The organism is Mycobacterium interjectum (assembly GCF_900078675.2).
Taxonomy (GTDB): domain Bacteria; phylum Actinomycetota; class Actinomycetes; order Mycobacteriales; family Mycobacteriaceae; genus Mycobacterium; species Mycobacterium interjectum.
This window is the reverse complement of record NZ_LT546237.1, coordinates 3,059,517-3,086,450: the sequence shown is the minus strand read 5'-3', so window position 1 is coordinate 3,086,450 and position 26,934 is coordinate 3,059,517. Positions and strand designations below refer to the sequence as shown.

Annotated in this window: 25 protein-coding genes and 4 pseudogenes; 20 read left to right on the top strand and 9 right to left on the bottom strand. The window is 68.3% G+C overall.

The window, feature by feature from the left end:
- The 10 genes and pseudogenes from BN4348_RS49175 to BN4348_RS62565 all read left to right on the top strand — a co-directional run.
- The coding region (locus BN4348_RS49175) for a dienelactone hydrolase family protein (RefSeq protein WP_066915198.1) at window positions 1-510 on the top strand (510 nt) is incomplete at its 5' end.
- A 12-nt stretch (window positions 511-522) separates the two neighbouring features.
- Entirely contained in the window at window positions 523-798 is a 276-nt protein-coding gene (locus tag BN4348_RS49170; RefSeq protein ID WP_066915196.1) for a DUF6295 family protein, read from the top strand.
- A 23-nt stretch (window positions 799-821) separates the two neighbouring features.
- Window positions 822-1,562: a DUF427 domain-containing protein gene (locus tag BN4348_RS49165; protein ID WP_084454346.1), complete on the top strand. Its 741-nt coding sequence runs from the start codon at window positions 822-824 to the stop codon at window positions 1,560-1,562.
- A gap of 155 nt (window positions 1,563-1,717) precedes the next feature.
- The gene (locus tag BN4348_RS49160) at window positions 1,718-3,133 is read left to right on the top strand and encodes an ammonium transporter (protein ID WP_066915192.1); all 1,416 of its coding nucleotides are present in this window, start codon (window positions 1,718-1,720) and stop codon (window positions 3,131-3,133) included.
- A 14-nt stretch (window positions 3,134-3,147) separates the two neighbouring features.
- Complete coding sequence (locus BN4348_RS49155) at window positions 3,148-3,486, top strand: P-II family nitrogen regulator (RefSeq protein WP_066915190.1); 339 nt, start codon at window positions 3,148-3,150, stop codon at window positions 3,484-3,486.
- 402 nt (window positions 3,487-3,888) lie between these two features.
- Window positions 3,889-4,980: a YncE family protein gene (locus tag BN4348_RS49150; protein WP_066915210.1), complete on the top strand. Its 1,092-nt coding sequence runs from the start codon at window positions 3,889-3,891 to the stop codon at window positions 4,978-4,980.
- A 143-nt stretch (window positions 4,981-5,123) separates the two neighbouring features.
- On the top strand, window positions 5,124-6,752 hold the full coding sequence (locus tag BN4348_RS49145; RefSeq protein ID WP_066915187.1) for a long-chain fatty acid--CoA ligase: 1,629 nt from the start codon (window positions 5,124-5,126) through the stop codon (window positions 6,750-6,752).
- A 97-nt stretch (window positions 6,753-6,849) separates the two neighbouring features.
- The gene (locus tag BN4348_RS49140; protein WP_066915185.1) at window positions 6,850-7,905 is read left to right on the top strand and encodes an NAD(P)H-dependent amine dehydrogenase family protein; all 1,056 of its coding nucleotides are present in this window, start codon (window positions 6,850-6,852) and stop codon (window positions 7,903-7,905) included.
- 100 nt (window positions 7,906-8,005) lie between these two features.
- Window positions 8,006-8,875: a class II glutamine amidotransferase gene (locus BN4348_RS49135; RefSeq protein ID WP_066915183.1), complete on the top strand. Its 870-nt coding sequence runs from the start codon at window positions 8,006-8,008 to the stop codon at window positions 8,873-8,875.
- 13 nt (window positions 8,876-8,888) lie between these two features.
- Window positions 8,889-9,302, top strand: a pseudogene (locus BN4348_RS62565) (patatin-like phospholipase family protein); the annotation flags it as partial.
- Window positions 9,303-9,305: 3 nt separating this feature from the next.
- Here BN4348_RS62565 and BN4348_RS62560 read toward each other — a convergent pair.
- Window positions 9,306-9,719: pseudogene (locus tag BN4348_RS62560) on the bottom strand (patatin-like phospholipase family protein); the annotation flags it as partial.
- A gap of 188 nt (window positions 9,720-9,907) precedes the next feature.
- On the opposite strand from BN4348_RS62560, the gene BN4348_RS49120 reads away from it, so the two are divergent.
- Both BN4348_RS49120 and BN4348_RS49115 read left to right on the top strand, forming a co-directional pair.
- A complete protein-coding gene (locus BN4348_RS49120; RefSeq protein ID WP_066915181.1) occupies window positions 9,908-10,486 on the top strand; it encodes a cysteine dioxygenase in 579 nt (192 codons plus the stop codon).
- Window positions 10,486-10,923: a rhodanese-like domain-containing protein gene (locus BN4348_RS49115; RefSeq protein ID WP_066915179.1), complete on the top strand. Its 438-nt coding sequence runs from the start codon at window positions 10,486-10,488 to the stop codon at window positions 10,921-10,923. The genes BN4348_RS49120 and BN4348_RS49115 overlap by 1 nt, the downstream gene beginning before the upstream one ends.
- On the opposite strand, the gene BN4348_RS49110 is transcribed toward BN4348_RS49115, so the two are convergent.
- Genes BN4348_RS49110 through BN4348_RS49100 form a run of 3 tightly spaced genes read right to left on the bottom strand, consistent with a single transcriptional unit; the run spans window position 10,924 to window position 14,518 of the window.
- On the bottom strand, window positions 10,924-12,678 hold the full coding sequence (locus BN4348_RS49110; protein ID WP_066915177.1) for an alpha/beta hydrolase: 1,755 nt from the start codon (window positions 12,676-12,678) through the stop codon (window positions 10,924-10,926).
- A 9-nt stretch (window positions 12,679-12,687) separates the two neighbouring features.
- Complete coding sequence (locus tag BN4348_RS49105; RefSeq protein ID WP_066915174.1) at window positions 12,688-13,467, bottom strand: enoyl-CoA hydratase; 780 nt, start codon at window positions 13,465-13,467, stop codon at window positions 12,688-12,690.
- 13 nt (window positions 13,468-13,480) lie between these two features.
- Complete coding sequence (locus tag BN4348_RS49100) at window positions 13,481-14,518, bottom strand: enoyl-CoA hydratase/isomerase family protein (RefSeq protein ID WP_066915172.1); 1,038 nt, start codon at window positions 14,516-14,518, stop codon at window positions 13,481-13,483.
- 232 nt (window positions 14,519-14,750) lie between these two features.
- On the opposite strand from BN4348_RS49100, the gene BN4348_RS49095 reads away from it, so the two are divergent.
- Complete coding sequence (locus BN4348_RS49095; protein WP_066915170.1) at window positions 14,751-15,590, top strand: Bax inhibitor-1/YccA family protein; 840 nt, start codon at window positions 14,751-14,753, stop codon at window positions 15,588-15,590.
- Here BN4348_RS49095 and BN4348_RS62905 read toward each other — a convergent pair.
- The 3 genes and pseudogenes from BN4348_RS62905 to BN4348_RS49080 all read right to left on the bottom strand — a co-directional run bounded on the left by BN4348_RS62905 (window position 15,587) and on the right by BN4348_RS49080 (window position 18,967).
- Window positions 15,587-16,490 (bottom strand): annotated as a pseudogene (locus tag BN4348_RS62905) (IS5 family transposase). The gene BN4348_RS49095 and the pseudogene BN4348_RS62905 sit on opposite strands and share 4 nt — an antisense overlap.
- 217 nt (window positions 16,491-16,707) lie before the next feature.
- Window positions 16,708-17,925: an acetyl-CoA C-acetyltransferase gene (locus BN4348_RS49085; RefSeq protein WP_066915168.1), complete on the bottom strand. Its 1,218-nt coding sequence runs from the start codon at window positions 17,923-17,925 to the stop codon at window positions 16,708-16,710.
- Window positions 17,926-17,998: 73 nt separating this feature from the next.
- The gene (locus BN4348_RS49080; protein ID WP_066915166.1) at window positions 17,999-18,967 is read right to left on the bottom strand and encodes an SGNH/GDSL hydrolase family protein; all 969 of its coding nucleotides are present in this window, start codon (window positions 18,965-18,967) and stop codon (window positions 17,999-18,001) included.
- Window positions 18,968-19,198: 231 nt separating this feature from the next.
- Between BN4348_RS49080 and BN4348_RS49075 the strand changes: the two genes are divergently transcribed.
- The 4 genes from BN4348_RS49075 (at window position 19,199) to BN4348_RS49060 (ending at window position 23,832) form a co-directional block, all read left to right on the top strand.
- Window positions 19,199-20,266, top strand: coding sequence for an alpha/beta hydrolase (locus BN4348_RS49075; RefSeq protein WP_066915164.1), 1,068 nt, complete (start codon window positions 19,199-19,201; stop codon window positions 20,264-20,266).
- Between the two features lie 40 nt (window positions 20,267-20,306).
- The gene (locus BN4348_RS49070) at window positions 20,307-21,713 is read left to right on the top strand and encodes a cystathionine beta-synthase (protein ID WP_066915162.1); all 1,407 of its coding nucleotides are present in this window, start codon (window positions 20,307-20,309) and stop codon (window positions 21,711-21,713) included.
- 107 nt (window positions 21,714-21,820) lie between these two features.
- Window positions 21,821-22,606 carry an RDD family protein gene (locus BN4348_RS49065; RefSeq protein ID WP_066915160.1) on the top strand — a complete coding sequence of 262 codons (786 nt, stop codon included), beginning with the start codon at window positions 21,821-21,823 and terminating at the stop codon, window positions 22,604-22,606.
- Between the two features lie 59 nt (window positions 22,607-22,665).
- On the top strand, window positions 22,666-23,832 hold the full coding sequence (locus BN4348_RS49060; RefSeq protein ID WP_066915158.1) for a cystathionine gamma-synthase: 1,167 nt from the start codon (window positions 22,666-22,668) through the stop codon (window positions 23,830-23,832).
- Window positions 23,833-23,908: 76 nt separating this feature from the next.
- On the opposite strand, the gene greA is transcribed toward BN4348_RS49060, so the two are convergent.
- Entirely contained in the window at window positions 23,909-24,403 is a 495-nt protein-coding gene (gene greA / locus BN4348_RS49055) for a transcription elongation factor GreA (protein WP_066915156.1), read from the bottom strand.
- A 199-nt stretch (window positions 24,404-24,602) separates the two neighbouring features.
- Window positions 24,603-25,037 (bottom strand): DUF4307 domain-containing protein, encoded by a 435-nt coding sequence (locus BN4348_RS49050; protein ID WP_066915153.1) that lies wholly within the window; start codon window positions 25,035-25,037, stop codon window positions 24,603-24,605.
- A 143-nt stretch (window positions 25,038-25,180) separates the two neighbouring features.
- Here BN4348_RS49050 and mca point away from each other — a divergent pair, with 143 nt between their 5' ends.
- From mca to BN4348_RS49035, 3 genes and pseudogenes are all read left to right on the top strand, one after another.
- Entirely contained in the window at window positions 25,181-26,053 is an 873-nt protein-coding gene (gene mca, locus BN4348_RS49045; RefSeq protein ID WP_066915151.1) for a mycothiol conjugate amidase Mca, read from the top strand.
- Window positions 26,050-26,343 carry a hypothetical protein gene (locus BN4348_RS49040; protein WP_066915149.1) on the top strand — a complete coding sequence of 98 codons (294 nt, stop codon included), beginning with the start codon at window positions 26,050-26,052 and terminating at the stop codon, window positions 26,341-26,343. The genes mca and BN4348_RS49040 overlap by 4 nt, the downstream gene beginning before the upstream one ends.
- Window positions 26,330-26,872: pseudogene (locus BN4348_RS49035) on the top strand (thioredoxin domain-containing protein); the annotation flags it as partial. The gene BN4348_RS49040 and the pseudogene BN4348_RS49035, both read left to right, overlap by 14 nt.
- Window positions 26,873-26,934: the final 62 nt, after the last annotated feature.

Sequence of the window (26,934 nt, the reverse complement as noted above, 5' to 3'; positions counted from 1 at the left end):
GACGACGCGGCCGCGACGGTGCGCGCCGCCGGCGGGGTGCCCGACGAACGTCTGGTCGGCGATGTCGCGGGCGCGGTCGAGCACCTGCGTTCGCTGCCCGGCGCGAACGGCAAGTTCGGGGTCATCGGGCACTGCTCGGGCGGCCGGCACGCGTTTTTGGCGGCGTGCTCGCTGCAGTTCGACGCCGCGGTGGACTGCTACGGCGCGTTCATCGTGGAGGACCTGCCCGAGGGCATGCCCAAGGCGATGCAACCGATCCTGCATCTGGCGGCGAACCTGAGCTGCCCGCTGCTGGGGCTGTTCGGGGCCGATGACCGCTTCCCCGCACCGCCCGCGGTGGCCACCCTGGACGCGGAGCTGACCAAGTTCGACAAACCGCACGAGTTTCACTCCTATGACGGCGCGGGCCACTCGTTCTTCTCCGTCGACCGGCCGGCGTACCGGCCCGAGGCGGCGGTGGACGGCTGGCGCCGCATCGATGAGTTCTTCGCGACCCACCTGAAAGGCTAGGTTTCCCAAGGCATGTGCACTTACCTCACCGAACACCTGCAGATCGACGGCAGCGGCAAGGGGGCGACGGGGTGGTTCGGCGCCGCCGGCGCGACCGTGTACGTCGACCACCCCGTGCACGCGCCGTACGGCCACACGGTCAACATCGACGTGATCAACCCGGAGCTGGGCCCGTCCGCGCGGGTCGCACTCGAGCTCACCGAGGAGAGCGCGCTGGCGCTCGCCGACGCCATCCACCGAGCGATCGCCAACGCCCCGGCCGGGCTGGCATCCAGGGACCAGACGTGACCGCCGAGCGTGACTACCCCGAGATGGCCGCCGCCCGCGGACGCGTCGAGCCCGCGCCGCGCCGGGTTCGCGGCTACCTCGGCCACCAGCTGGTGTTCGACACCACCGCCGCCCGCTACGTGTGGGAATTGCCTTACTACCCCGCGTATTACATCCCGCTGGACGATGTGCGCACGGGGTTTTTGGTCGACGAGGACCACCCGCAGAAGGTGCAGCTCGGTCCGTCGCGGCTGTACTCCCTGGTCGGTGCCGGCCGGACGCATCCCTCGGCGGCGCGGGTGTTCGACGCCGGTGACGGTCCGGTGGCGGGCACCGTGCGCTTCGAATGGGAGCCGTTGCGGTGGTTCGAGGAGGACGAGCCGATCTACGGCCACCCCCGCAACCCGTATTCGCGGGTCGACGCGCTGCGCTCCCACCGCCAGGTACGGGTCGAGCTCGACGGGATCGTCTTGGCCGACACCGGATCTCCGGTGCTGCTATTCGAAACGGGTTTGCCCACAAGGTATTACATCGATCCGACCGACGTCGCGTTCGAGCACCTGGAACCCAGCTCCACCCAGACGCTGTGCCCGTACAAGGGAGTGACGTCGGGCTACTGGTCGGTGCGGGCCGGCGACACCACGCATCCGGACCTGGCGTGGACCTACCACTACCCGCTGCCCGCGGTCGGGCAGATCGCGGGCCTGGTGGCCTTCTACAACGAGAAACTCGACATCATCGTCGATGGAGTGGCCCTGTCCAGGCCCCGGACCCAGTTCAGCTAGCACGTGAGCGGCTGCGGCGCACCGAAAGAAATCAATATTTAAACCGCCGAACACACGGCCGAAACATTGCAGGCCGACGCTTCACCCGTCTACGGCGTCATTTCGCACCGCAGCTGATTTAAAGCCTTTGGCTCGAATTGGGGTGTGTCTGAACCATGTTGCCCTATCCCGATTGGCTGAACCCCGGAGACAACGCCTGGCAGTTGGTGGCGGCAACTCTGGTCGGCCTGATGAGCATCCCGGGCATCGCCGTTCTGTATGGCGGCATCGTGCAGAAGAAGTGGGCCGTCAACACCATGCTGATGGCGTTCACCGGGTTTTCGCTGGTGCTGGTCGTCTGGGTGCTGTGGGGCTTCAAGATGGGCTTCGGCGAGCCGCTCAAGCTCGGCCCCGGCATTCTGCAGTCGGCGGTTGGGAAGCCCAGGACGATCCTGAGCAGCAACAACCAGCAGATCGCCTATATCCCGCTGCTGGACGGCAGCATGCCGTCGTTCCGGTTCTCCGAGACCACGCTGGCCTACTTCCAGTTCGTGTTCGCCGCGATCACCCCGCTGCTGTTTCTCGGCAGCGTGATCGGCCGGATGAACTTCAAGGTGTGGCTGATCTTTGTCCCGCTGTGGTCGACGTTCGCCTACTCGGTGAACGCGTTCCTGTTGTGGGGCGGGGGCTGGTGGGCCCACGCGGGCGCCCTGGACTACAGCGGCGGGTACGTGATCCACCTCGCCGCCGGAACGAGCGGATTCGTCGCCGCCGCGGTGATCGGCCCGCGGCTGGCGCGTGACCGGGAGCGCGCCGTGCCGAACAACCTTCCCCTGGCCGCGGTCGGCGCCGGCGTCCTGTGGCTCGGCTGGAACGGGTTCAACGGCGGTGACCCGTACTTCTCGGGCGCCGACGCATCGCTGGCGGTGCTCAACACCAACCTCGCCACCGCCGTCGCGTTACTCACCTGGGTGATCTGGGACATCTTCGCGAGCAAGCAACGCAAGCCGACGTTCCTCGGCGGCGTCAACGGCATGATCACCGGACTCGTCGCCATCACGCCGGCGGCCGGCTTCGTCAACAGCTTCGGCGCGATGATCATCGGCTTCGTGGCCTCGTCACTGGTCTGGATGTCGTGGAACTGGCTGGGCAGGACGAGGCCGTTCAAGAAGGTCGACGACACCCTGGGTGTCTTCCACACCCACGGCGTGGCGGGCTTGGCCGGCGGATTGCTCGTCGGGGTGCTCGCCGACCCGCACATCGTCGAATACCTGGGCGGCAGCGCCGGGCAGGACGTGACCACCGCCGGGTGGCTTTACGGCCACCACCCCAAACAGATCCTGATCCAGGCCGGCGCCGCGGCCACGGTCATCGTCTGGGATGCGCTCGTCACGTTCGTCATCCTGAAGGTGCTTGGCCTGTTCATGAAGTTGCGGATGCCCGACGAGGTCCTGGAATCCGGTGACGTCGGCGTGCACGACGAAGAGGCTTACCCGGACGAAGGGCTCGTCACGGGCCGGCTGGTTGAGCCGATAGGGGCAACGCGCGCCGGGTCGGTGAGCTCCCAGCCCGCCGAACCGGTGGACGATTGAGGCTCTGAGGCGCCATGAAGCTGGTCACCGCGATCGTCAAGCCCTTCACGCTCGATGACGTCAGGCACGCCGTGGAGGCCGTCGGGGTGCTGGGCCTGACCGTCACCGAGGTTCAGGGGTATGGCAGGCAGCGCGGGCACACCGAGGTTTACCGCGGAGCCGAGTACAAAGTCGAATTCGTGCCGAAGGTCCGTGTCGAGGTACTCGTCGACGAGGAGATCGCCGAGCGGGTCGTCGAGGCGATCATGGGCGCGGCCCGCACCGGAAAGATCGGCGACGGCAAGGTCTGGGTCTCACCGCTGGAGAAGGTGATCCGCATCCGGACCGGCGAACGCGACCACGACGCGCTGTGAGGGACGTTGTCAGCGAATTAATTCCCGAATGGCGCGCGCGAATCGGCGAAATGTGACATTTGCCTCTTTCGGCCCAATTCTAAGAGACCCTTATTTATCGGCATCGACCATGATGCGGCGTCTGGTGTTAGCCCAGTACGCGAATCCCCTGGCAGATCAGTGGATTTGGTTCGCCAGCGGGCGGCTCCCGGCGTCGTCGATGAAAAGAGTCTAAGCGTTGGTGGCGCGCGCGACGTGATGTTTCCGACAGCGCCGACGTCGAATTCTTTTTGCCCGTAATTCGCTCGGTAAAATTTGTCTTCAAGCAGCCATCTACGGGTGGTGGGGTCCGGTTCGTGCGAGGCGCGAGGCGCCCACCGAGGGATCCGGACGTACTACGAAGACAGCAAAGGCGGTGCCAGCATGCTCGCAGTGAACCACCGAAATGAGCCCGGAGGCGGCGAAGTCATCGAGTTGGGAGCGGCGGCCGGGTTCCCGATCGTCGTCCAGATCGCCGTGCACCAGGGTCCGATCAGCGGCATCGCCGCCAGCCCCGACGGCACCCGGCTGATGGTGACCAACCACGCCGGCGACAGCGTCTCGGTCATCGACACCGACACCTGCCGCGTCGTGCACACCGTTGCGGACTTGCCCGAGCCCTTCGCGCTCGCCGTGGCGGGCCGCAACACCAACCGCGCGTACGTCAGCACCGTGACATCGGCCTACGACTCGATCGGGGTCATCGACGTGCCGACCAACACGGTCGTGGCGACCCATCCGCTGGCGCACAGCGTGAGCGACCTGGCGGTGAGCCCCGACGGCGAGTACGTCTACGCGAGCCGAAACGGCGCCCGCGGCGCGGATGTCGCCGTCCTGGACGCCAGGACCGGCCGCGTGGCGGAGGTCGCATGGGCGAACCGGGCGGGAACCACCACCGAATGCGTGCGGGCCAGCGCCGACGGGGGCCGGCTGTATGTCGCCACGAACGGGCCGGCCGGCGGCCAGCTCGTCGTGATCGACACCCGCGCGCCGTCCCGGTCGCGCGTGGTGGGCACCGTCGAAATCGGCCTGCCCATCCGCGACGTCGCGCTCAGCCCCAACGGCGCGCTCGCGTACGTGGCCAGCTGCGCTCCCGAGTTGGGCGCGGTGATCGACGTCGTCGACACCCGCACCGCCAAGGTCACCGGGACGCGCAAGATCGGCGAGATCGGCATTCTGACCGGCCTGACGCTCAGCGGCGACGGCGACCGTGCCTACCTGGTCAGCGACGACGGCATCACGGTGTTGTGCACGCTCACGCACGACGTCATCGGCACCATCGGGGTCGCCGATCAGCCGTCGTGCATTGTCGAAAGCGCCGACGCGAAATACCTCTACATCGCCGACTATGCGGGCACCGTCACCGTGGCGCCGGTCGCCTCGATCGTCGCCCTGGGCATCGAGACGTCGGTGCACGAGAGCCAGGCCCCGACCGAGTGGGTGGTGCCCGAGTTGCCGGAACCGGCCCTGGCCTGACGCTTCGCCGGGCAAACCCGACAACTCGCGCTTAAAACGCACATTGTCGGGGCAACCCGTTTTCTCAAAGCCGCATGCGGCGATAGCATTCGCCCGACCGCAGAGGTGGCGGTGTTGCGCCGAGAGAGTGAGGCGGTACCTCGATGGACAGCACGATGCAGGACTTTCCGTTGACCATCGCCGCGATCATGCGGCACGGCTGCGGCGTCCACGGAGCGCGTACGGTCACCACCGCCACCGGTGACGGTTACCGGCGCATCACCCATCGCGAGTTGGGGCAGCAGGCCGCCCAGCTGGCAAACGCGTTGCGCCGCCTCGGTGTTAGCGGGGATCAGCGCGTCGCGACGTTCATGTGGAACAACGCCGAACACCTGGCGGCCTACCTCGCGGTGCCGTCGATGGGCGCCGTCCTGCACACCCTCAACATCCGCCTGTTCCCCGAGCAGATCGCCTACGTGGCCAACGAGGCCGAGGACCGGGTCGTGCTGGTCGACGCGTCGCTGGTCAAACTGCTGGCCCCGGTGCTCGGCGAACTCGAGACCGTGCAGACGGTGATCATGGTCGGGGACGGCGACCCCACCCCGCTGCAGGAATCCGGCAAGACCGTGCTGAGCTACGCCGAGTTGATCGACGCCGAATCCCCCGACTTCACGTGGCCGGAGATCGACGAGAGGTCCGCGGCCGCCATGTGCTACACCAGCGGCACCACCGGCAACCCGAAAGGTGTTGTCTACAGCCATCGTTCGAGCTACCTGCATGCGATGGCGGCATGTACCACCAACGGCATCGGCGTTGGGGCCATCGACAGCGTGCTGCCGGTCGTGCCGATGTTCCACGCCAACGCGTGGGGGCTGCCGTACGCGGCGCTGCTGGCGGGCGCCGACCTGGTGCTCCCCGATCGTCACCTCGACGCCCGCTCGCTGATCGGCATGGTCGAAAAGCTGCGGCCCACGGTGGCCGGCGCCGTGCCCACCATCTGGAACGACGTCCTGCACCGCCTGGAGGACGACCCCGAGCACGACATGTCGTCGCTGCGCCTGGTGGTCTGCGGCGGCTCGGCCGTCCCGGTGTCGCTGATGCGCACGTTCGAGGAAAAGCACGGCGTCCAGATCCGTCAGCTCTGGGGCATGACCGAAACCTCGCCGATGGCCACGATGGCGTGGCCGCCGCCGGGAACCCCCGAGGATCAGCACTGGGCGTTCCGCGCGACGCAGGGCCAGCCGGTGGGCGGGGTGGAGATGCGGATCGTCGACGACGACGGCGCGGTGCTGCCCAGCGACGGCGAGGCCGTCGGCGAGGTCGAGGTCCGCGGCCCGTGGATCGCCGGCTCCTACTACCTCGGGCGTGACGAGTCCAAGTTCGACTCCGGCTGGTTGCGCACCGGCGACGTCGGCCGCATCGACGACCGCGGCTTCGTCACCCTGACCGACCGGGCCAAGGACGTCATCAAGTCCGGCGGGGAATGGATCTCGTCGGTCGAGCTGGAGAACTGCCTCATCGGGCACCCCCAGGTGCTTGAGGCCGCCGTCGTGGGGGTGCCCGACGAGCGGTGGCAGGAGCGACCGCTGGCGGTCGTCGTTGCCAAACACTCGTCGGTGAGCGCCGAAGACCTGCGAAAGTTCCTCGCGGGCAAGGTGGCCCGGTGGTGGCTGCCCGAGCGATGGACGTTCGTCGACGAGATTCCGCGCACCAGCGTGGGCAAGTACGACAAGAAGGCCATCCGGGCGCGATACGCCGAGCACGGTTATTGGGTGGTCGAGGCGCGCGACTGAACGGGCTCTGATGCGCGAGCAGACGCAGAATCGCAGCATTCCGCATCCAAACGTGCGATTCTCTGTCTGCTCGCGACTGGGAAGGTGAGGTGCGTACATGACCCTGCGCGTCGTTCAGTGGGCGACCGGATCGGTGGGCACCGCGGCCATCAAGGGCGTGCTGGAACATCCCGAGCTCGAACTCGCCGGCTGCTGGGTGCATTCGGAGGCCAAGGCGGGCAAGGATGTCGGCGAGATCATCGGCATGCCGCCGCTGGGCGTCACGGCGACCAACAGCATCGACGAGGTGCTCGCGCTGGCCGCCGACGCGGTGATCTACGCGCCCTTGCTGCCCAACGTCGAGGAGGTGGCGGCGCTGCTGCGCTCGGGCAAGAACGTGGTGAGCCCGCTCGGGTGGTTCTACCCGAGCGAAAAGGAGGGCGCCCCATTGGAAGTCGCGGCGCAGGCCGGCAATGCGACGCTGCACGGTGCGGGGATAGGGCCGGGCGCGGCGACCGAGCTGTTTCCGCTGCTGTTGTCGGTGATGTCGACCGGCGTGACTTTCGTTCGCGCCGAAGAGTTTTCCGACCTGCGCACCTACGCAGCGCCGGATGTGCTGCGCTACGTGATGGGCTTCGGCGGGACGCCCGACAGCGCGCTGACCGGGCCGATGCAAAAGCTGCTCGACGGCGGCTTCACCCAGTCGGTCCGGCTCTGCGTCGACCAGCTGGGTTTCGCCGCCGGTCCCATCCGGTCGGCGCAGGAGGTGGCCGTGGCCACCGCGCCGATCGACTCGCCGATCGGGGCGATCGAGCCCGGTCAGGTCGCCGGGCGCCGCTTCCACTGGGAGGCGCTGGTGGGGGACGCGGTGGTGGTGCGGATCACGGTGAACTGGCTGATGGGGTCCGAAAACCTCGACCCCCCTTGGTCGTTCGGCCCCGGCGGGGAGCGCTACGAGATCGAGGTGCGCGGCAACCCGGACACGTTCGTGACGGTCAAGGGCTGGCAGCCGGAAAGCGTGGAGGCGGGCCTGCAGAGCAATCCCGGGATCGTCGCAACCGCCGCGCACTGCGTCAACGCGGTGCCCGCCACCTGCGCCGCCCCGGCCGGGATTCAAGGTTTCTTCGATCTGCCGCTCATCACCGGCCGGGCCGCGCCCGGGTTGGCGCGGTAACGCCGCCAGGCATAATCCGTTGCGACGCGCTTCGGCGTGTCCGCGCAGCTGGTTATGTGTCGCGAAGCCGCGCGGAGCCGCCTTCGGTACGGTCGGAATCATGTGCCGACTTTTTGGATTGCACGCCGGGACGGACGTTTGCACCGCGACCTTTTGGTTGCTCAACGCCCCGGACAGCCTGTCCCAGCAGAGCCGCAGGAACCCGGACGGCACCGGCCTGGGGGTGTTCGACGCCGACGGCCGGCCGCAGCTGTACAAGGAACCCATCGCGGCCTGGCACGACACCCAGTTCGCCACCGAGGCGCACGAGCTGACCGGCACCACCTTCGTCGCTCATGTGCGGTACGCGACGACGGGGTCACGGGAGGTCCGCAACACCCACCCGTTTTTGCAGGAAGGCCGGATCTTCGCCCACAACGGCGTGCTGGAGGGGCTCGACGACATCGACGGCCGGCTGCGCGGGCTCGGCACCGCTGACCTGGTCCTGGGCGAGACCGATTCCGAGCGGGTGTTCGCGCTGATCACCGGCTCGATCCGCGCCCGCGGTGGCGACGAGACCGCCGGCCTGGTCGACGCCGCGCGGTGGCTCGCGGCGAACGTGCCCATCTACGCGGTCAACATCCTGCTCAGCACGGCCACCGACATGTGGGCACTGCGCTACCCGGACACGCGCGAGCTGTACGTCCTGGATCGGCGCTACGAACACACATCGGGAGCGGCCGATCCCGAATTCGACCTCCGCACGCACCGAATCCGCGCGCAGTCGGACCACCTGTGCACCCGCTCGTCGGTGATATTCGCCAGCGAACCGATGGCAGACGATCCGCGCTGGCGCCTGCTGGAGCCGGGGGAGCTGGTCCACGTCAACGCCGGGCTGCAGATCACCCGCAGCGTGGTGCTGCCCGACCCGCCTACGCATCCGCTGCATCCGGCCGACGTGGACGGGCAGGTCCAGTGGGCGCAGCGCTGATTTAGGCCCGGACGTGACAACCAGACGCGCGCTCGTGCTGGCCGGTGGCGGGATAGCGGGAATCGCTTGGGAGACAGGAATTTTGCGCGGAATCGCCGACGAGGCGCCCGCGGCGGCCCGCGCGCTGCTGGATTCGGATGTGCTGGTGGGGACCTCGGCGGGTTCGGCCGTCGCCGCGCAGATCGGCAGCGGCTGCCCGCTGGAGGCCCTGTACGACCGGCAAGTCGCGGAGGCGTCGGCCGAGATCGATTCCGGCGTCGACATCGACGACATCACCGAAGTCTTCCTGACCGCCCTGGCCGAACCGTACGACGAGGCGCCGGACAGGACAAGACAGCAGATGCGGCGGATCGGCGCCGTGGCGTTGGCCACCGACACGGTTGCCGAGCCCGTCCGGCGCCGGGTGATCGCCCAGCGGCTGCCGTCANCCCGGTTCCGCGTCGCGGTGGTCTTCGACGCCGCCGGCCTCGCTGCCGCCGAGGCTGACCGCGACGGTCAGGTCGGCGTTCACCGCGGCGATCGGCGCCATCGGCAGCGGGTCGAGGATGCCGCCGTCGGCCAGGAGGCGCCCGTCGAACGCGTGTGGCGCGATCACCCCGGGAATCGCGATGGACGCGCGGATCGCCTCGTCGAGGGGGCCGCGCTGAAACCACACCGACTTGCCGGCCAGCAGGTCGGTGGCGACGGCGGTGTAGGGGATGGGGAGCTCCTCGATGGACACCGGCCCGAGGATGTCGCGCACCGCGTCCAGGATCTTCCCGGCCCGCAGCACGCCGGCCGCGCTGATGGACGGGTCCAGCAGCCGCAGGATCGTNCGCCGTGCCGCCGGGCGTGCCGTGCGAGCAGCCCGTGAGCGCCAACAGAAGCGCCGCGACGGCAAGCCCGCCCCGCTGCCCGGGGCGATGACGGCAACGGCGCACGGTCTCAATCTATGCAACACTGGCGACCGTGATGGAGCGCTTCGGATTTTGCGAGTGTTGTCGGCCCTAACACGCCGCCGCTTGCCCATCCGTTGACCCTGGAGCTCCTCGAATGCCCGTTTCTTTTGCGACGCCTGCCGTCGTGTCGTCGCCCCTCAAGCCCGCGTCGGGACCCACCCGGCTGCGGGTGCCCGACCTGCTGCACGCCACCGACCAGGCGGCCGACCACTTCCTCAGCGGGCGCTATGACCACCTGCTGCCCAGGGGCGGGGTGCCGGATTCCAAGCGCTGGTTCACCCGCATTCATGGCGACGAGGAACTGGACATCTGGCTGATCAGCTGGGTGCCGGGGCACGCCACCGAGTTGCACGACCACGGCGGATCGCTGGGCGCGCTGACCGTCGTGTCCGGTTCACTCAGCGAATTCCGGTGGGACGGAAAGGGGTTGCGGCGGCGCCGGTTGGACGCCGGCGACCAGGCCGGGTTCCCGCTGGGCTGGGTGCACGACGTGGTGTGGGCGCCCCGGCCCGTTCCGCGGCCGGCGACAAAGGCGCCGCGAGCGGTGGCGCCGACCCTGAGCGTGCACGCCTACTCGCCGCCACTGACCGCGATGTCGTACTACGAGGTCACCGACCGCAACAGGTTGCGCCGCGAGCGCACCGAACTGACCGACCGACCGGAGGGATCCTGATGAGCCGCATCGACGTTGTCCTGAGATCGGCCCGGCGCCGGTTTCGCCGCCTTCGCGCCACCGAGCTGCCCGAGGCGCTGCGGCGCGGGGCCGTGCTCGTCGACATCCGGCCGCAGGCCCAGCGCCTCCGCGAGGGCGAGCTGCCGGGCGCGTTGGTGATCGAACGCAATGTCCTGGAATGGCGCTGCGACCCGACCAGCGACGCCAAGCTGCCCGAGGCGGTCGACGACGACGTCGAATGGGTGATCGTCTGCTCGGAGGGCTACACGTCCAGCCTGGCCGCGGCCGCGCTGCTCGACATCGGGCTGCACCGCGCCACCGACGTCATCGGCGGCTACCACGCGCTGGCCGGATCGGGTGTCCTCGACGAGTTGATCGGTGGTACCGGCCCGGGGGTGCTGGCGCGCACGGGCAGCCCGGTTCGCCGCTGGCTCTAGCTACCCGGTGGAGGTGGCATCGGAATGGAGCAAGGGGCGCAGCTTGGCGGTCTTTGCGTCGGTCCAACCGGGCGGCGACAGCACAGCGGCCCAGCCGTCGGCCGCGTCGGCGACATAGTGGTGGCCGTGTCCGGCCGGCACGTCGACGGCCACCGCCATGTCCGCGGTGACCTGGAGGAAGGTCACCACCGGGATCCAATAGGTTTCGGGCAGCACGTCATACCCGCGCTTTTCCCGAAGCCAGTCCGGCTTGGCGAACAGCAGGTCGGGGGTCCACCACGCGATCGGATCGGAGGCGTGCTGTAAATAGACCACCCGCGGGTGGTCCCATGGCGTGTTGGGGCGCCCCAAATCACTTGGGCGGGCGACGAATCGGACGCTCTTGCCGTCGTTGTAGATCGGCAACCACTCCGGCGAACCGGCGTCCCGGGTGGCGGTCAGATCCGTCCAGATGGTGTTCTGGAACGTCGGCCCGCTGAACAGCGCGCCATCGGTGCGCGCCAGGACATTGTTCAGGCTCATGAACGGCGCCTCTCCGCCGAACGATCCCAGGCTCTCGCCGAACACGACGAGCTTGGGGCGTTGAGCCTCGGGCATTTGCCGGATCAGCCTGTCGACCGCCTCGAACAGCGCCTGGCCGGCGTGGCGGGCGTTCTCCTTGTCCACCAGGAACGACAGCCAGCTCGGCAAGAAGGAATACTGCATGCTCACGATCGCGGTGTTGCCGTTGTACATGTACTCGAGCGCGTCGGCTTCGGCCTCGTTGATCCAGCCGGTGCCGGTGGTGGTCGCGACCGCGACGACGGCGCGCTGCAGCCCGCCGGTGCGCTGCAACTCACGTGCCGCCAGGTCCGCGGTCGCCGTGATGTCGTCGGCGGAGTTCAGCCCGGCGTAGGCCCGGACCGGTTCGGCGGCCGGAGCCCCGTTGAACGCGCTGAGTTCGGCAACGGTCGGGCCGGCTTGCACGAAGATGCGGCCCTGATGGCCCAGCGAGTCCCATGACACCAGCGACTGCGGGCCACCGGAGCGCAGCGGGGTTTTCGGAGGTGCGGTATCGGGATTCATCTCGTTGTTGGCCGACGCGAAGGTGTTGTTCATGGTGCGCATGGCGAACTTGAGCACGACGCCGTTGAGCAGGGTGATGGTCAGCACCACGAGCAAGATGATGACGATGGTTACCGAAAGGCGAAACGGCGCAATGCGATCCAGCTGTTCCACCAGAAAGCGGACCAGCCACCGGATGAACTGGCCCAGCTCGACCAAAGCGAACAGCACCACCAGCGACAGCCCGCCCGCGATCGGATAGTCATACCAGTGCAGGTGTTGGACACCCATCAGATCGCGCACGTTGTCTTGCCAGACGTGAAACCGGATCGCCATGACCACCACGCCGACCGCGCCGACCGGGATCATCACCATCCATGCCCAGCGCGGCGCGGGTGGGCTGTAGTTCTTGGTGCGCATGTAGCGGACGAGCCAGACGGCGAACACTCCGAACCCGTAGCCGATCGCGCCGGAGATCCCGCTGACCAGTCCCTGAAACAGCGCGCTGCGCGGCAGCAGTGACGGCGTCATCGAGAACCAGATGAAGATCAGGCCGACCGTGGTCCCCATGAAGGTGTAATGCCTTACCCACCAAGGTCTCTTGGGCGAGCGTGGTTCGCGCGGCTCGCCGGTTTCCGATTTGGCCTCCGGCCCGGCCTCGCGGTCGGCTTCGTCTTCGGGCGCGGTGGTCGCCGGACTCGGCTCGCTCATCGAAGCGTCCTATCGGTGGGTGAAGTTGGGGGGCCGCTTCTCGATGAATGCCGCCATTCCCTCGGACTGGTCCTCGGTCGCGAATGTCGAATGGAACAGCCTGCGCTCGTAGAGAAGCCCTTCGGACAGCGTGGATTCGAAGGCGCGGTTGACGGCTTCCTTGGCCATCCGCGCCGCCGAGCGCGACATCTGCGAAATGGTGGTGGCGACGGCCTTGGCCTCGGTCAGCAGGTCGTCGGCCGGTACCACCCGCGAAACCAGGCCGCTGCGTTCGGCTTCCGCGGCGTCGATGGTGCGCCCGGTCAGGATGAGGTCCATGGCCTTGGCCTTGCCGATGGCGCGGGTGAGCCGCTGCGAACCGCCCATGCCCGGCAGCACGCCGAGTTTGATCTCCGGCTGGCCGAACTTCGCCGTGTCGGCCGCGATCAGCACGTCGCACATCATCGCCAGCTCGCAGCCACCGCCCAGCGCGTGACCGGCCACCGCGGCGATCGTGGGGGTGCGGACGGCGGCCAGTTTGCCCCAGGCGGCGAAGAAATCGGCGTCGAACGCGTCGGCGAAGGTCAGGGCGGCCATCTCCTTGATGTCGGCACCGGCCGCGAACGCCTTGGCCGAACCGGTGATGACGATCGCCCCGATGCCCGAATCGTTGTCCAGTTCGGTTGCCGCGCTGGTGACTTCGCGCATCACCTGGCTGTTGAGCGCGTTGAGCGCCTGCGGCCGGTTCAGCGTGATGATCCCGACTCGCTGATCGCGCTCGACGAGGATGGTTTCGTAGTTATCGGTCACCCGAACCGCCTTTCTAGAAAGTCAGGTCGTCGTCGACCGGTGCGAAATACGCCTCGACGTCAGCCGCGGTGATTTCGGCCAGCGTCGCCGGCGACCACTTCGGATTGCGATCTTTGTCGATGATCTGCGCGCGGATGCCCTCTACCAGGTCGTGTGAACGCGCCGACGCGCACGACACCCGATAGTCCTGGACCAGAACGTCTTCCAGCGTCTGCATCCTGGCGGCCCGGCGCACCGCCTCCAGCGCCACCGACACGGCGATGGGGGAGCGGGTCGCGATCAGGTTGGCGGCGTCGTTAGCCGGTCCGGCGTCATGACCGCGCAGCGCGGCCACGATGTCTTCCATCGTGTCGCGGGAAAAGCACTCGTCGATCCAATGCCGCTGCGCGGCAAGCTCACTCGGTGGTGGCTCGATTGCGTGGGCCGCCAGCGCGCTGTCGATGCCGTCGGCCACGATCGCCGCGGCGAACGCGTCGAGTTCGCCGTGTGGCACGTAGTGGTCGGCGAATCCCATCGCGATGGCGTCGGATCCGGAGAACGGCGCCCCGGTCAGGGCGGCGTAGAGGCCGAGCTGGCCGGGGGCCCGCGAAAGCAGAAACGCCCCGCCGACGTCGGGGATGAACCCGATGCCCACCTCCGGCATTGCCACCTTTGAGGTTTCGGTCACCACCCGCACGCTCCCGTGCGCGCTGACGCCGACGCCGCCGCCCATCATGATGCCGTCCATCAACGACACGTACGGCTTGGCGAACCTGCCGATCTGGCCGTCGAGCAGGTACTCGTCGCGCCAGAATTTCCGTACCTCGACGCCGTCCTTGCGGGCGCTGTGGTAGACCGCGACCACGTCGCCGCCGGCGCACAGGCCGCGATCGCCCGTCCCGGCCAGCACCACCGCGCGCACCGCGTCGTCGTTTTCCCAACGGGTGAGCACGGCGCTCAACGCGTCCACCATGTTTTGATTGAGCGAGTTGATGGCCTTGGGACGATTGAGCGTTATCAGCCCGACGCCGCCTTCGACTCGCGTCAGCACCTCATCGGATTCGTCACTCAACGCGCCAGCCTCCCAATCGCCGCCCGGTCTCGACCAGCAATCTAGATCGTCACGACTGAAGCGATGCCCGCGGGTAAGGTTTATGTTTGACAGGACGACAACAACAGAGCCCGTTTAAATAGCCTCGAAACGCCGAGAAAACAGCAGGTCCGTTGGGAACCCTGGCGACCCGCTGGTCGTTGAGCAAGTGTTCGGTGAGCTCGAACTCACAGCCATAAGAGAGGATCCGACGGTGCGGGAGACAAGTAACCCGGTATTTCGCTCGCTGCCCAAGCAGCAGGGCGGCTACGCGCAATTCGGCACTGGAGCCGCCCCCGGCTACTACCAGCAGGCCGACCCCTATACGGCTCCCTACCAGGAGACCAAAGCTTCCCGTCCGCTGACCATTGACGACGTCGTCACCAAGACCGGCATGACGTTGGCCGTGCTGACCGCCGCGGCCATCGTGTCCTACTTCCTGGTGGCGTCCAACGTCGCGCTGGCAATGCCGCTGACCCTCATCGGCGCGCTCGGCGGCTTGGGTCTGGTGCTGATCGCGACCTTCGGCCGCAAGCAGGACAACCCCGCGATCGTGCTCAGCTACGCCGTTCTCGAGGGGCTGTTCCTCGGCGCCGTCTCGTTCGTCTTCGCCAACTTCCAGGTCTCCAACGCCAACGCCGGCGCGCTGATCGGCGAGGCCGTGCTGGGCACCTTCGGCGTGTTCTTCGGGATGCTCGTCGTCTACAAGACCGGCGCCATCCGGGTCACGCCCAAGTTCACGCGGATGGTGGTCGCCGCCCTGTTCGGGGTGCTGTTCCTGATGCTCGGCAACTTCGTGCTGGCGATGTTCCACGTCGGCGGCGGCACGGGCCTGGGCCTGCGCAGCGGCGGCCCGATCGCGATCATTTTCTCGCTGGTGTGCATCGCCATCGCGGCGTTCAGCTTCCTGATCGACTTCGACGCGGCCGACCAGATGATCCGCGCCGGCGCGCCGGAGAAGGCGGCCTGGGGCATCGCGCTGGGCCTCACGGTGACGCTGGTCTGGCTGTACCTCGAGATCCTGCGCCTGCTCAGTTACCTGCAAAACGACTAGGACGTGTCTCCCATATGGCGGGTCCAGGTGATGCATGCGCTGAGGACGACTGCGGCGCGGTAAACGATGGCGAGTTTGTCATAGCGGGTGGCTAGCGCGCGCCATTGTTTGAGCAGCGCGAATGATCGTTCGACGAGATTGCGTTGCTTGTAGCGGGTTTCATCGAACCCCGGTGGTCGGCCACCGGCTTGTCCGCGTCGCTGCCGTGCGGCAATCTCGTCGCGTTTCTGCGGGATGACCGCGGTGATCTTGCGGCCACGCAGCATCCGTCGGGCTGCACCGCTGGAGTAGGCCCGGTCAGCGATGAGCGCATCCGGTCGTGAGCGCGCGCGGCCCCCGTCGAGGCGGGGCACGACGATCTCATCAAGCACGCTGGCCAGCATCGCCTGATCGTTGCGTTGCCCGCCGGTAACCACGACGGCCAGCGGACGGCCATTGCCGTCGACGGCAGTGTGGATCTTGGTGGTCAACCCGCCTCGAGACCGTCCGATGCCGTGACCTGCGGGTTCACACCCGGCCAGCGGCAGATTCGTGTAATTCGACCCAGCCCCCTGTGTCCTGATCGGGTCGTGTCGTGTTCGTCGCGTGCTGATGAGCCCGGTTGATCGTGGCGTCCACCGACACCGTCCAGTCGAGTTGACCGTCGGCATCAGCCATCGCCAACAGGTTCACCAGTACCCGGTCCCAGGTGCCGTCCGCGGCGTAACGGCGATGGCGTTTCCACACCGTCTGCCACGGCCCGAACTCCGATCGCGGCAGATCCCGCCACGGAACACCGGTCCGATACCGGTAGATGATGCCTTCTACGACCCGGCGGTCATCGCCGAAGGGATGCCCCCGCCGTCCCTCGTTCGAGGGCAGCAACCCCGAAATCAGTCCCCACTGAGCGTCATTGAACAACCGAAACCGCGAAACCGTCGTCACCCCCACAGCATCCCGTCAAAACTAACCCCCATATGGGAGACACGCCCTAGCCCCGGCTCTGACGGGGAAAACCGGCACGCCCGCGGGCGTGCCGGTTTTTTGTGCCTTGACCGCGTTGCGCGTGCGCTGGCGGCGCGGTTTGCCGGGGGCGTGTCGCCGTCCTGATTTCACACCCGCCGCCCCGCGCCGTGGCCTAACTCAGCCGCTCGATCACCATCGCCATGCCCTGGCCGCCGCCGACGCACATCGTCTCGAGGCCGAGCGTCTTGTCGTGCGTTTGCAGGTTGTTGATCAGCGTGGTGGCGATGCGCGCGCCGGTCATGCCGAACGGGTGTCCCAGGGCGATCGCCCCGCCCGACACGTTCAGCTTGTCCTCGTCCATGCCGAGCTCGCGCGCCGAGCCCAGCACCTGCACCGCGAACGCCTCGTTGATCTCGTACAGGTCGATGTCGCCGATCGACATGCCGGCCCGCGCCAGCGCCTTCTTGCACGCCTCGATGGGGCCCAGCCCCATGATCTCCGGCGACAGCCCGCTGACACCGGTGGACACGATGCGCGCCAGCGGCGTCAGGCCCAGCTCCTTGGCCTTGGTGTCGCTGGTGATCACCAGCGCCGCCGCGCCGTCGTTGAGCGGGCAGGCGTTGCCGGCGGTGATGGTGCCGTTAGGTCGGAACACCGGCTTGAGCTCGGAAACCTTCTCGTAGGTGGTGCCCGCGCGGGGGCCGTCATCGGTGCTGACGGTGGTGCCGTCGGGCAGGGTCACCGGGGTGATTTCGCGCTCGAAGAAGCCGCTCTTGATCGCCTCCTCGGCCCGGTTCTGGCTGCGCACCCCCCAGCGGTCCTGGTCCTCGCGGCTGATGCCCGTCATGATGGCGACGTTCTCCGCGGTCTGGCCCATCGCGATGTACACGTCGGGCAGGTTGCCGTCGGCGCGGGGATCGTGCCATTCGTCGGCGCCCGCGGCGGCAGCCGCCGAACGCTCCTGGGCCTCGTCGAACAGCGGGTTCTTGGTGTCGGGCCAGGAGTCGGAGTTGCCCTTGCCGAAGCGCGAGACGGTCTCCACGCCCGCGGAGATGAACGCGTCGCCCTCGCCCGCCTTGATCGCGTGAAACGCCATCCGCGTGGTCTGCAGCGACGACGAGCAGTACCGGTTGACGGTAGTACCGGGCAGGAAGTCGTAGCCGAGCTCGACGGCGACGACCCGAGCCATGTTGAAGCCGGATTCGCCGCCGGGCAGGCCGCAGCCCAGGATCAAATCGTCGATCTGGTGTGGGTTCAGCGCGGGCACCTTGTCGAGCGCGGCGCGCACCATCTGGGCGGCAAGGTCGTCGGGTCGCATGCTGACCAGCGACCCCTTCATGGCGCGGCCGATGGGCGAGCGGGCGGCTGAGACGATGACGGCTTCGGGCATGGCTGTTCCTTCCAGCGGATGCGGGCTCGCTTCGTAGGCGGGTGTTGGGTCACCCCGACGGGCCAGAACAAATCTAGTCGGTGGCGACCGGAGCCCACGCAGACGGGGCGGCCGCCGGGCGCCGCCACAGCCGGGACATCATGCTCAGTCGCGTGTGTGCCGGGCCCAGCACCGGCGCGCTCGCGGGCATGGGGACCTCGGGGGCCGGGCTCGCGGCCGCTATGCCCAACGCGTCGCACACCGCCACCAGCAGCGCGTCCGCGGCCAGCGCGTATGCGGTCGGCGAGGGGTGGAACCCGTCGGCGGAGAACATCTGCTCGCGCTGGGTGCGGAATCGGGGTGCCAGCAGCTGCGCCATGGGAACCGGCACGCCGCCGGCCCCGCGGACGGCGGCCGTCTGGGCGCGGGCGAGCTGCGTCGTCCGTGCGTGCGCCAGCGAGCGAAGCGGTTGCGGGATGGCGCTGACGACCCCCAGGTCGGGGCAGGTGCCGACGACGACGACGGCCCCCCGGGAGCGCAGCTTGCGGACGGTCAGCGCCAGCCGCTGCGCCGACTGGCTGATGCCGTTGAGGGCGGTGACGTCGTTGGCCCCCAGCATCATCACGGCCACGTCCGGCGGCGGTCCGGCCACGAACATCGCATCGACCTGACCGGCGACGCCCTTCGACGTGGCGCCAACGATGGCTTTGGTGCTCAGGCGGACTAGGTTGCCGGTCCGTTCGGCCAGCCCGCGCGCCATCAGCACGCCGGGCACTTCCTCGGCGCTCGTGCACCCGTACCCGGTGGCGGTGGAGTCACCGAAGATCATCAGATGCGTGTCGACGCGCATGTCGCGCTGCCAGCGCTGCGCGGGCCCGCCGCCGGGGCTGTACACACCGTCGGCGCGCGGCGGGATGTCCCAGGCCTTCGGTATGACCGTGCGCGTGTGCGCCGCCTGGCCGACGAGCAGGTTGCGTGCGCCCAGATAGGCCGTACCCGTCGAGGCGAGCGCGCCCGCTGTGGCCAGGGCGATCGTCGAACGACGCGGCACCCGGATGGTCACGAAATCAGTTTAGATCCGCTCCGGGGTTTGCGCGGGCGGCTTATCAACAATGCGGTCACGGTGTGAATCAAATGTGGTATCAAATCAGATTCTTCAAACGTTCTACCCAGTATCGCCTGTCAAGCTACTTTTTAGGGGTTGGCTGAACGCCCTGGAACTCGGGCTGAACCGGACGCTTAGCTGCCTCGTCACATGCTGTATCGCACTACAACGGCGTAGGAAGTGTTGAGCATGACCGCACCCAGCAAGGTATCCGGCTCACCCCGGAATACCGTTCGGCCACACGAGGCCCTCAAGCAACGTAGAGTTGAGGCACGCAGATTTGCCATCAGCGATGGCGCACCGGTCGAGGTACTCGAGTCCGGGCCGAGCGTTGCTGCGCGGGTAGCCAACCTCGCGTCGCGGCTCACGATTCGGCCGGTTCTGGCCGTCGGCAGCCACGCCCCCAACTGGCCCTGGCCGTGGGGCCTCATCGACGTCGCCGCCCGCGTCCTGCTCCCGGTTTCCGCGACCGTCCGCGAGACCGTGAACTTGCCCAATGCTTCGGCGCAGCTCGTGCGCGCGCCCGGGGTGCTGCCCGCCGACGGCACCCGCCGGGTCGTCGTGTATCTGCACGGCGGCGCGTTCCTGACCTGTGGAGCAAACTCCCACGGCCGGCTCGTCGAGGCCCTGTCGGAATTTGCTGACACGCCCGTGCTGGTGGTCAACTACCGGCTGTTGCCCAAGCATTCGGTCGGGATGGCGCTGGCCGACTGCCACGACGCCTACCGATGGTTGCGCGAGCGCGGCTTCCAGCCGGACCAGATCGTGCTGGCCGGTGACTCCGCCGGCGGGTACCTCGCGCTGGCCCTGGCGCAACGCCTCCAGGAGGAGGGCGAGGAGCCGGCGGCGCTGGTGGCGATCTCCCCACTGCTACAGCTAGCAAAGGAATGCAAGCAGGCCCACCCCAACATCAAAAGCGACGCGATGTTCTCCGCCAACGCGTTCGACGCGCTCGTACAGTTGGTTGCTAGCGCGGCCGAAAAGAACGTCGTCGACGGCAAGCCCGAGGAGATCTACGAGCCCCTGGAACACATCAAGCCCGGCCTGCCCCGGACCTTGATCCACGTTTCCGGATCCGAGGTCTTGCTGCACGACGCGCAGTTGGCGGCGTCGCGGCTGGCGGCGGTGGGCGTGCCGGCCGAGGTGCGGGTCTGGCCGGGGCAGGTGCACGACTTCCAGCTGGCCGCACCGCTGGTCCCCGAGGCGATCCGGTCGCTGCGCCAGATCGGCGACTACATCCGCGAGGCCACCGGCTAGCGAGTGTGCGCCGCCCGAACCCGCCTGACACGATGAACGCATGCGGATCGCGCAGCACATCAGTGACCTCATCGGTGGGACGCCGCTGGTTCGGCTGAACTCGGTCGTCCCGGACGGCGCCGGCACGGTGGCGGCCAAGGTCGAATACCTCAACCCCGGTGGCAGCTCCAAGGACCGGATCGCGGTCAAGATGATCGACGCCGCCGAGGCCAGCGGGCAGCTCAAGCCCGGGGGCACCATCGTCGAGCCCACATCGGGCAACACCGGCGTCGGCCTGGCGCTGGTCGCCCAGCACCGGGGCTACAAGTGCGTGTTCGTCTGCCCCGACAAGGTCAGCGAGGACAAGCGCAACGTGCTGCTCGCCTACGGCGCGGAGGTCGTGGTGTGCCCGACCGCGGTGCCGCCCGACCACCCGGACAGCTACTACAGCGTCTCCGACCGGCTCGTCACCGAAATCGACGGCGCCTGGAAGCCCGACCAGTACGCCAACCCGGAGGGGCCGGCCAGCCACCACGCGACCACCGGCCCGGAGATCTGGGCCGACACCGACGGCAAGGTCACCCATTTCGTCGCCGGCATCGGCACCGGCGGCACGATCACCGGCGCGGGCCGCTACCTCAAGGAGGTGTCCGGCGGGCGGGTCCGCGTCATCGGCGCCGACCCGGAAGGATCGGTGTATTCGGGCGGCAGCGGTCGGCCCTACCTGGTCGAGGGCGTCGGCGAGGACTTCTGGCCGGCCGCGTACGACCGCACGGTGCCGGACCAGATCATCGCGGTGTCGGACTCCGACTCGTTCAACATGACGCGGCGGCTGGCCCGCGAGGAGGCGATGCTGGTCGGCGGGTCGTGCGGGATGGCGGTCGTCGCCGCGATCCGCGTCGCCGAGGAAGCCGGGCCCGACGCGCTGGTCGTGGTGCTGCTGCCCGACGGCGGGCGCGGATACATGTCCAAGATCTTCAACGACGCCTGGATGTCGTCCTACGGATTCCTGCGGGCCCGCCTGGACGGTTCGACGGAGGAGTTCAGCGTGGGCGACGTGCTGCGCCGCAAATCGGGCGCGCTGCCCGACCTGGTGCACACCCATCCGTCGGAGACGGTGCGCGACGCCATCGGCATCCTGCGCGAGTACGGGGTGTCGCAGATGCCTGTGGTGGGCGCCGAGCCGCCGGTGATGGCCGGCGAGGTGGCCGGCAGCGTGTCCGAACGCGAGCTGCTGTCGGCCGTCTTCGAGGGCCGGGCGAAGCTGGCCGACGCCGTCTCACAGCACATGAGCCCGCCGCTGCCGATGATCGGCGCCGGCGAGTTGGTCAGCGCGGCCGGCAAGGCGTTGCGCGACTGGGACGCGCTGATGGTGGTGGAGCAGGGCAAACCGGTCGGCGTCATCACCCGGTACGACTTGTTGGGCTTCCTGTCGGAGCCGCCCCGCGCAACGTCGGGCCGACGTTAGCGGAGCGCCGAGTGTCCGTGGCGCAAATCTCGCCTATCCGCTTCACGGACCCGGCCCTCAGGTACTGTAATGCGGCCTGGTTCAGCTAACTCAGTGGAGGGTTGTCCATGACCGATCAACCGTCGTCCGGCGAGCCTTACCAGCCACCCCCTGGGCCCGGCGGTCCGCAGTCTCCGCCACCGCCGCCCGGCGGCGGCTCCTACCCGCCGCCGCCCCCGCCGTCGGGCGGCTATGCGCCGCCGCCCCCCGGGCCGGCGATCCGCNCGTCGGGCGGGCCTTCCAAGCCACCCCCTGGGCCCGGCGGTCCGCAGTCTCCGCCGCCGCCGCCCGGCGGCCGCCCCTGCCCGCGGCCGCCCCCGCCGTCGGGCGGCTATGCGCCGCCGCCCCCCGGGCCGGCGATCCGCGCCCTGCCGCCGGAGTCCTACACGCCGTGGGTGACCCGGGTGCTGGCGTTCCTGATCGACAACATCCCGGCCGCCGTCCTGGTCGGCATCGGTGTGCTCATCCAGGCCCTCACCACGGAACAGTCGTGCGTCAGCGACATCAACCAGTACAGCGTCAACCAGTACTGCGTCAGCCAGCCCAGCGGCATCGGCATGCTGCTCTATTGGCTGACCGTCCTGCTGGCGCTGGCCTACCTGGTCTGGAACTACGGCTACCGCCAGGGCACCACCGGCTCGAGCATCGGCAAGGCGGTGATGAAGTTCAAGGTGGTCAGCGAGGTCACCGGCCAACCGATCGGCTTCGGCATGTCAGTCGTGCGCCAGCTCGCGCACTTCGTCGACCAGATCATCTGCTACATCGGTTACCTGTTCCCGCTCTGGGACGCCAAGCGGCAGACTTTGGCGGACAAGATCATGACGACGGTGTGCCTGCCGATCGAAGGGGCCTGACCGAGGGCGGCCTTCGGTCGGCATCGGTCCGCCGGAGGGTGGCACTAGGCTGATCCTCGATGAGCGAGGACCGTAGCCGGCACCACCGGTTCCAGGGGTTGGCCACCAAAGCCATTCACGCCGGCTATCGGCCCGATCCGGCGACCGGCGCCGTGAACGCCCCGATCTACGCCAGCAGCACGTTCGCCCAGGACGGTGTCGGTGGTCTGCGCGGCGGCTTCGAATACGCGCGCACCGGCAACCCGACGCGGGCCGCGCTGGAGGCCTCGCTGGCGGTGGTCGAAGAGGGCGCCTTCGGGCGCGCGTTCAGTTCCGGGATGGCCGCCACCGACTGCGCCCTGCGGGCGATGCTGCGCCCCGGCGACCACGTCGTCATCCCCAACGACGCCTACGGCGGAACGTTCCGGCTGATCGACAAGGTGTTCACCATGTGGAACGTCAAGTACACGCCGGTGGCGCTGTCCGACCTGGACGCCGTCCGCGCCGCGATCACCCCGCAGACCCGGCTGGTCTGGGTGGAAACGCCGACCAATCCGCTGCTGACCATCGGCGACATCGCGGCCATCTCCGACATCGGCAAACAGAGCTCCGCGAAGGTGCTGGTGGACAACACCTTCGCGTCGCCGGCGCTGCAGCAGCCGTTGACGCTGGGCGCCGACGTCGTGCTGCACTCGACCACCAAATACATCGGCGGCCACTCCGATGTCGTGGGCGGCGCGCTGATCACCAACGACCAGAACTTGGACGACGCCTTCGCGTTCCTGCAGAACGGGGCCGGTGCGGTGCCCGGTCCGTTCGACGCCTACCTGACGATGCGCGGCCTGAAGACGCTGGTGCTGCGGATGCAGCGGCACAGCGAAAACGCCTCGGCCGTAGCGGAATTCCTCGCCGGGCACCCGTCGGTGAGCGCCGTGCTGTACCCGGGAATGCCCGGCCACCCCGGGCACGAGGTCGCGGCGGGGCAGATGCGCGGCTTCGGCGGCATGGTCTCGGTGCGCATGCGGGGCGGGCGGCGAGCCGCCGAGGAGCTGTGTGCCCGCACCGAGGTTTTCATCCTGGCCGAATCCCTGGGCGGGGTGGAGTCGCTGATCGAGCTGCCCAGCGCCATGACGCACGCGTCGACGGCCGGCTCGCAACTGGAAGTGCCGGATGACCTGGTGCGACTTTCCGTCGGCATCGAGGACGCCGCCGACCTGCTGGCCGACCTGGAGCAGGCGCTGGCCTAACGACGCCGAGCGTGCGTGTTTGTACGCGACACGCCGGGCGGGCGCGTACAACTGTGCACGCTCGCGTTGGGAAAGACTAGGAGTGGTAGGGCTCCGCGCTGACCAACGTGACCTCGACGGTGTTGCCGTTGGGCACGGTGTAGCTGCGGGTCTCGCCCACCTTGGCGTCGATCAGGGCGCCGCCCAGCGGTGAGTTCGGCGAGTAGACCTCGAGCTTGCCCTCGTTGACGCCCTCCTGGCGGGTGGCGATCAAGAACGTCTCGCTGTCGGACTTGTCGCCGTTGTAGTAGACCTTGACCACCGAGCCGGGCAGCGCGACGCCGGACTGCTTGGGCGCTTCGCCGACCTTGGCGTTGTTGAGCAGGTCCTGCAGCTGGCGGATGCGGGCCTCCTGCTGGCCCTGCTCTTCACGGGCGGCGTGGTAGCCGCCGTTCTCGCGGAGGTCACCCTCCTCGCGGCGGTCGTTGATTTCCGCGGCGATGACCGGACGATTCGCGATCAACTGGTCGAGCTCGGCCTTCAGTCGGTCATGTGACTCCTGAGTCAGCCAGGTCACCTGAGTATCCGTCATCTTGTCGTGCTCCTCGTATCTGTATGTTCCGCGTATCCGCGTAAGCCTGTGAACCCCGCTGCTTGGGGCTACCGCCGCTCCGTTCCCACGGCCATTAATGCAGCAATACACGGTCCCAGCAGGAACCGTGCATTCACCCATGTTACCACCGCGCAAACAGTTGATGACTCGATATTCACCGTTCTCGTTTGCCGTGCGGTCAGGAGGCTCGCAGGTAGCCGGGCACGTTGGTGCCGCAGCCGTAAATGTCGGCCATCACGGGCGGTTGGGAGGATTTCAGCGTCGTGGTCACCTGCACGGTGGCCGCCTCGGAGGGCGGCACCAGCACTTCGCGCCGGCCCGTCTCACTGCCGTCTTTGGCCTTGACCCGCACGATGCAGTCCACCGGCCGCGAGGGGTCGGATCGCGTCACGCTGATCGTTACCGACGCGGTCTCGTTGTCGACCACCTGGTAACCGGCCAGCGTGCCCGCCACGTCGCTGGTGCCGAGCCGCTGGTAACCGACGACCGCGACGCCGACGCCGGCCGCGACCACCAGCACGGCCAGGCCGATGACCACGCGGCGCCGGGACACGCGCGACAGCCGTGACCGGCCGTAGCGGGCCTCGGGGCGCGGAAGGGGGGTTTCGGTCATGCCTGGGTATGCCTAGGTGAGTGGGCTGCCGGACACCGGCCGACAGGATGCAACGATCGGAACTGGAATTATAAGGTCGCTTCTAGCTCTTATAGCCCTGCAGGGGCGACCAGCGAACCGACTCGGACAACTTGAGGGGGCACGTGAGCGAACTGCGGTTGATGGCGGTGCACGCCCACCCCGACGACGAGTCCAGCAAGGGTGCGGCCACCCTCGCCCGCTACGCCGACGAGGGTCACCGCGTGCTGGTGGTGACCCTGACCGGCGGCGAGCGCGGCGAGATTCTCAACCCGGCGATGGACCTGCCCGATGTGCTGGAGCACATGGCCGAGATCCGCCGTGACGAGATGGCGAAGGCCGCCGAGATCCTCGGCGTGGAGCACACCTGGCTGGGTTTCGTCGACTCCGGCCTGCCCCAGGGCGACCCGCCGCCCCCGCTGCCCGACGGCTGCTTCGCGCTGGTGCCGCTCGAGGAACCGGTCGAGGCGCTGGTACGTGTGGTCCGCGAATTCCGGCCGCACGTGATCACCACCTACGACGAGAACGGCGGCTACCCTCACCCCGATCACATTCGCTGCCACCAGGTTTCGGTCGGCGCCTTCGAGGCGGCGGGCGACTACGCCCGCTTCCCGGACGCCGGCGAGCCGTGGACGGTGTCCAAGCTCTACTACAACCACGGCTTCCTGCGCGCGCGGATGCAGCTGCTGCACGACGAGTTCGTCAAGCGCGGCCAAGAGGGGCCGTTCCAAAAGTGGCTCAAGCACTGGGATCCCGAGCACGACCCGTTCGAGTCCCGGGTGACGACGCGCGTCGAGTGCTCGGCATACTTCAGCCAGCGCGACGACGCGTTGCGCGCGCACGCCACCCAGATCGACCCGAACGCCGAATTCTTCGCCGCGCCCATCGAATGGCAGCAAAGCCTATGGCCGACTGAGGAATTCGAGCTGGCCCGCTCCCGCGTCCCCGTCAAGTTCCCCGAGGACGACCTGTTCGCCGGAATCGAGGGCGACGGGTGAATCACTTCCTGATCGGGGTGATCGCGGACGGTCCCCACAACCACGGCCCCGATTTCGGCAAGGCCAGCCCGGTGGGCCTGCTGGTCGTCGTGCTGCTGCTGATCGCGACCCTGTTCCTGTTGCGGTCGATGAACCGGCAACTGAAGAAGGTGCCCAAAACGTTCGATCCCGAACATCCCGAACCCGATCAGGCCGCCGACGAGGGCACCGACGCGGTCGGCGAAGACCCGCCGCCGGGGCGGCCGAACGGATCCGCGCGGGCGCCAGGACCCGGCGATGAGCCCGGCTGAGTCCGCCGGAACGAACACCCTTGGGCTGGCCACCAGCCCCTACCTGCGCCAGCACGCCGACAACCCCGTGCACTGGCGGCAGTGGACGCCGGAGGCGCTGGCGGACGCCGCCGCCCGCGACGTGCCGATCCTGCTCTCCATCGGCTACGCCGCCTGCCACTGGTGCCACGTCATGGCGCACGAATCGTTCGAGGACGACGAGGTGGCCGCGGTGATGAACGCGGGATTCGTCTGCATCAAGGTCGACCGCGAGGAGCGGCCGGACCTCGACGCGGTCTACATGAACGCCACCGTCGCACTCACCGGGCAGGGCGGTTGGCCGATGACCTGTTTCCTGACGCCCGACGGCCGGCCCTTCTTTTGCGGCACCTACTACCCGAAAGATGGCTTTCTGCAGCTTCTTTCGGCCGTCTCTGCGACCTGGCGCGAGCGCCGCGGGGAGGTCGAGGAGGCGTCGGACCGCATCGCCGGCGAGCTGCGCAAGACGGTNCGGCTGGCGCCCGGCGGGGCGATCGTCGTCGCCGGCGAACGGGACTCCTCGGCGCTGCTGGCCGGCCGGGGCCGGGTGGGAGGTGCCGACGCCGCCTACGT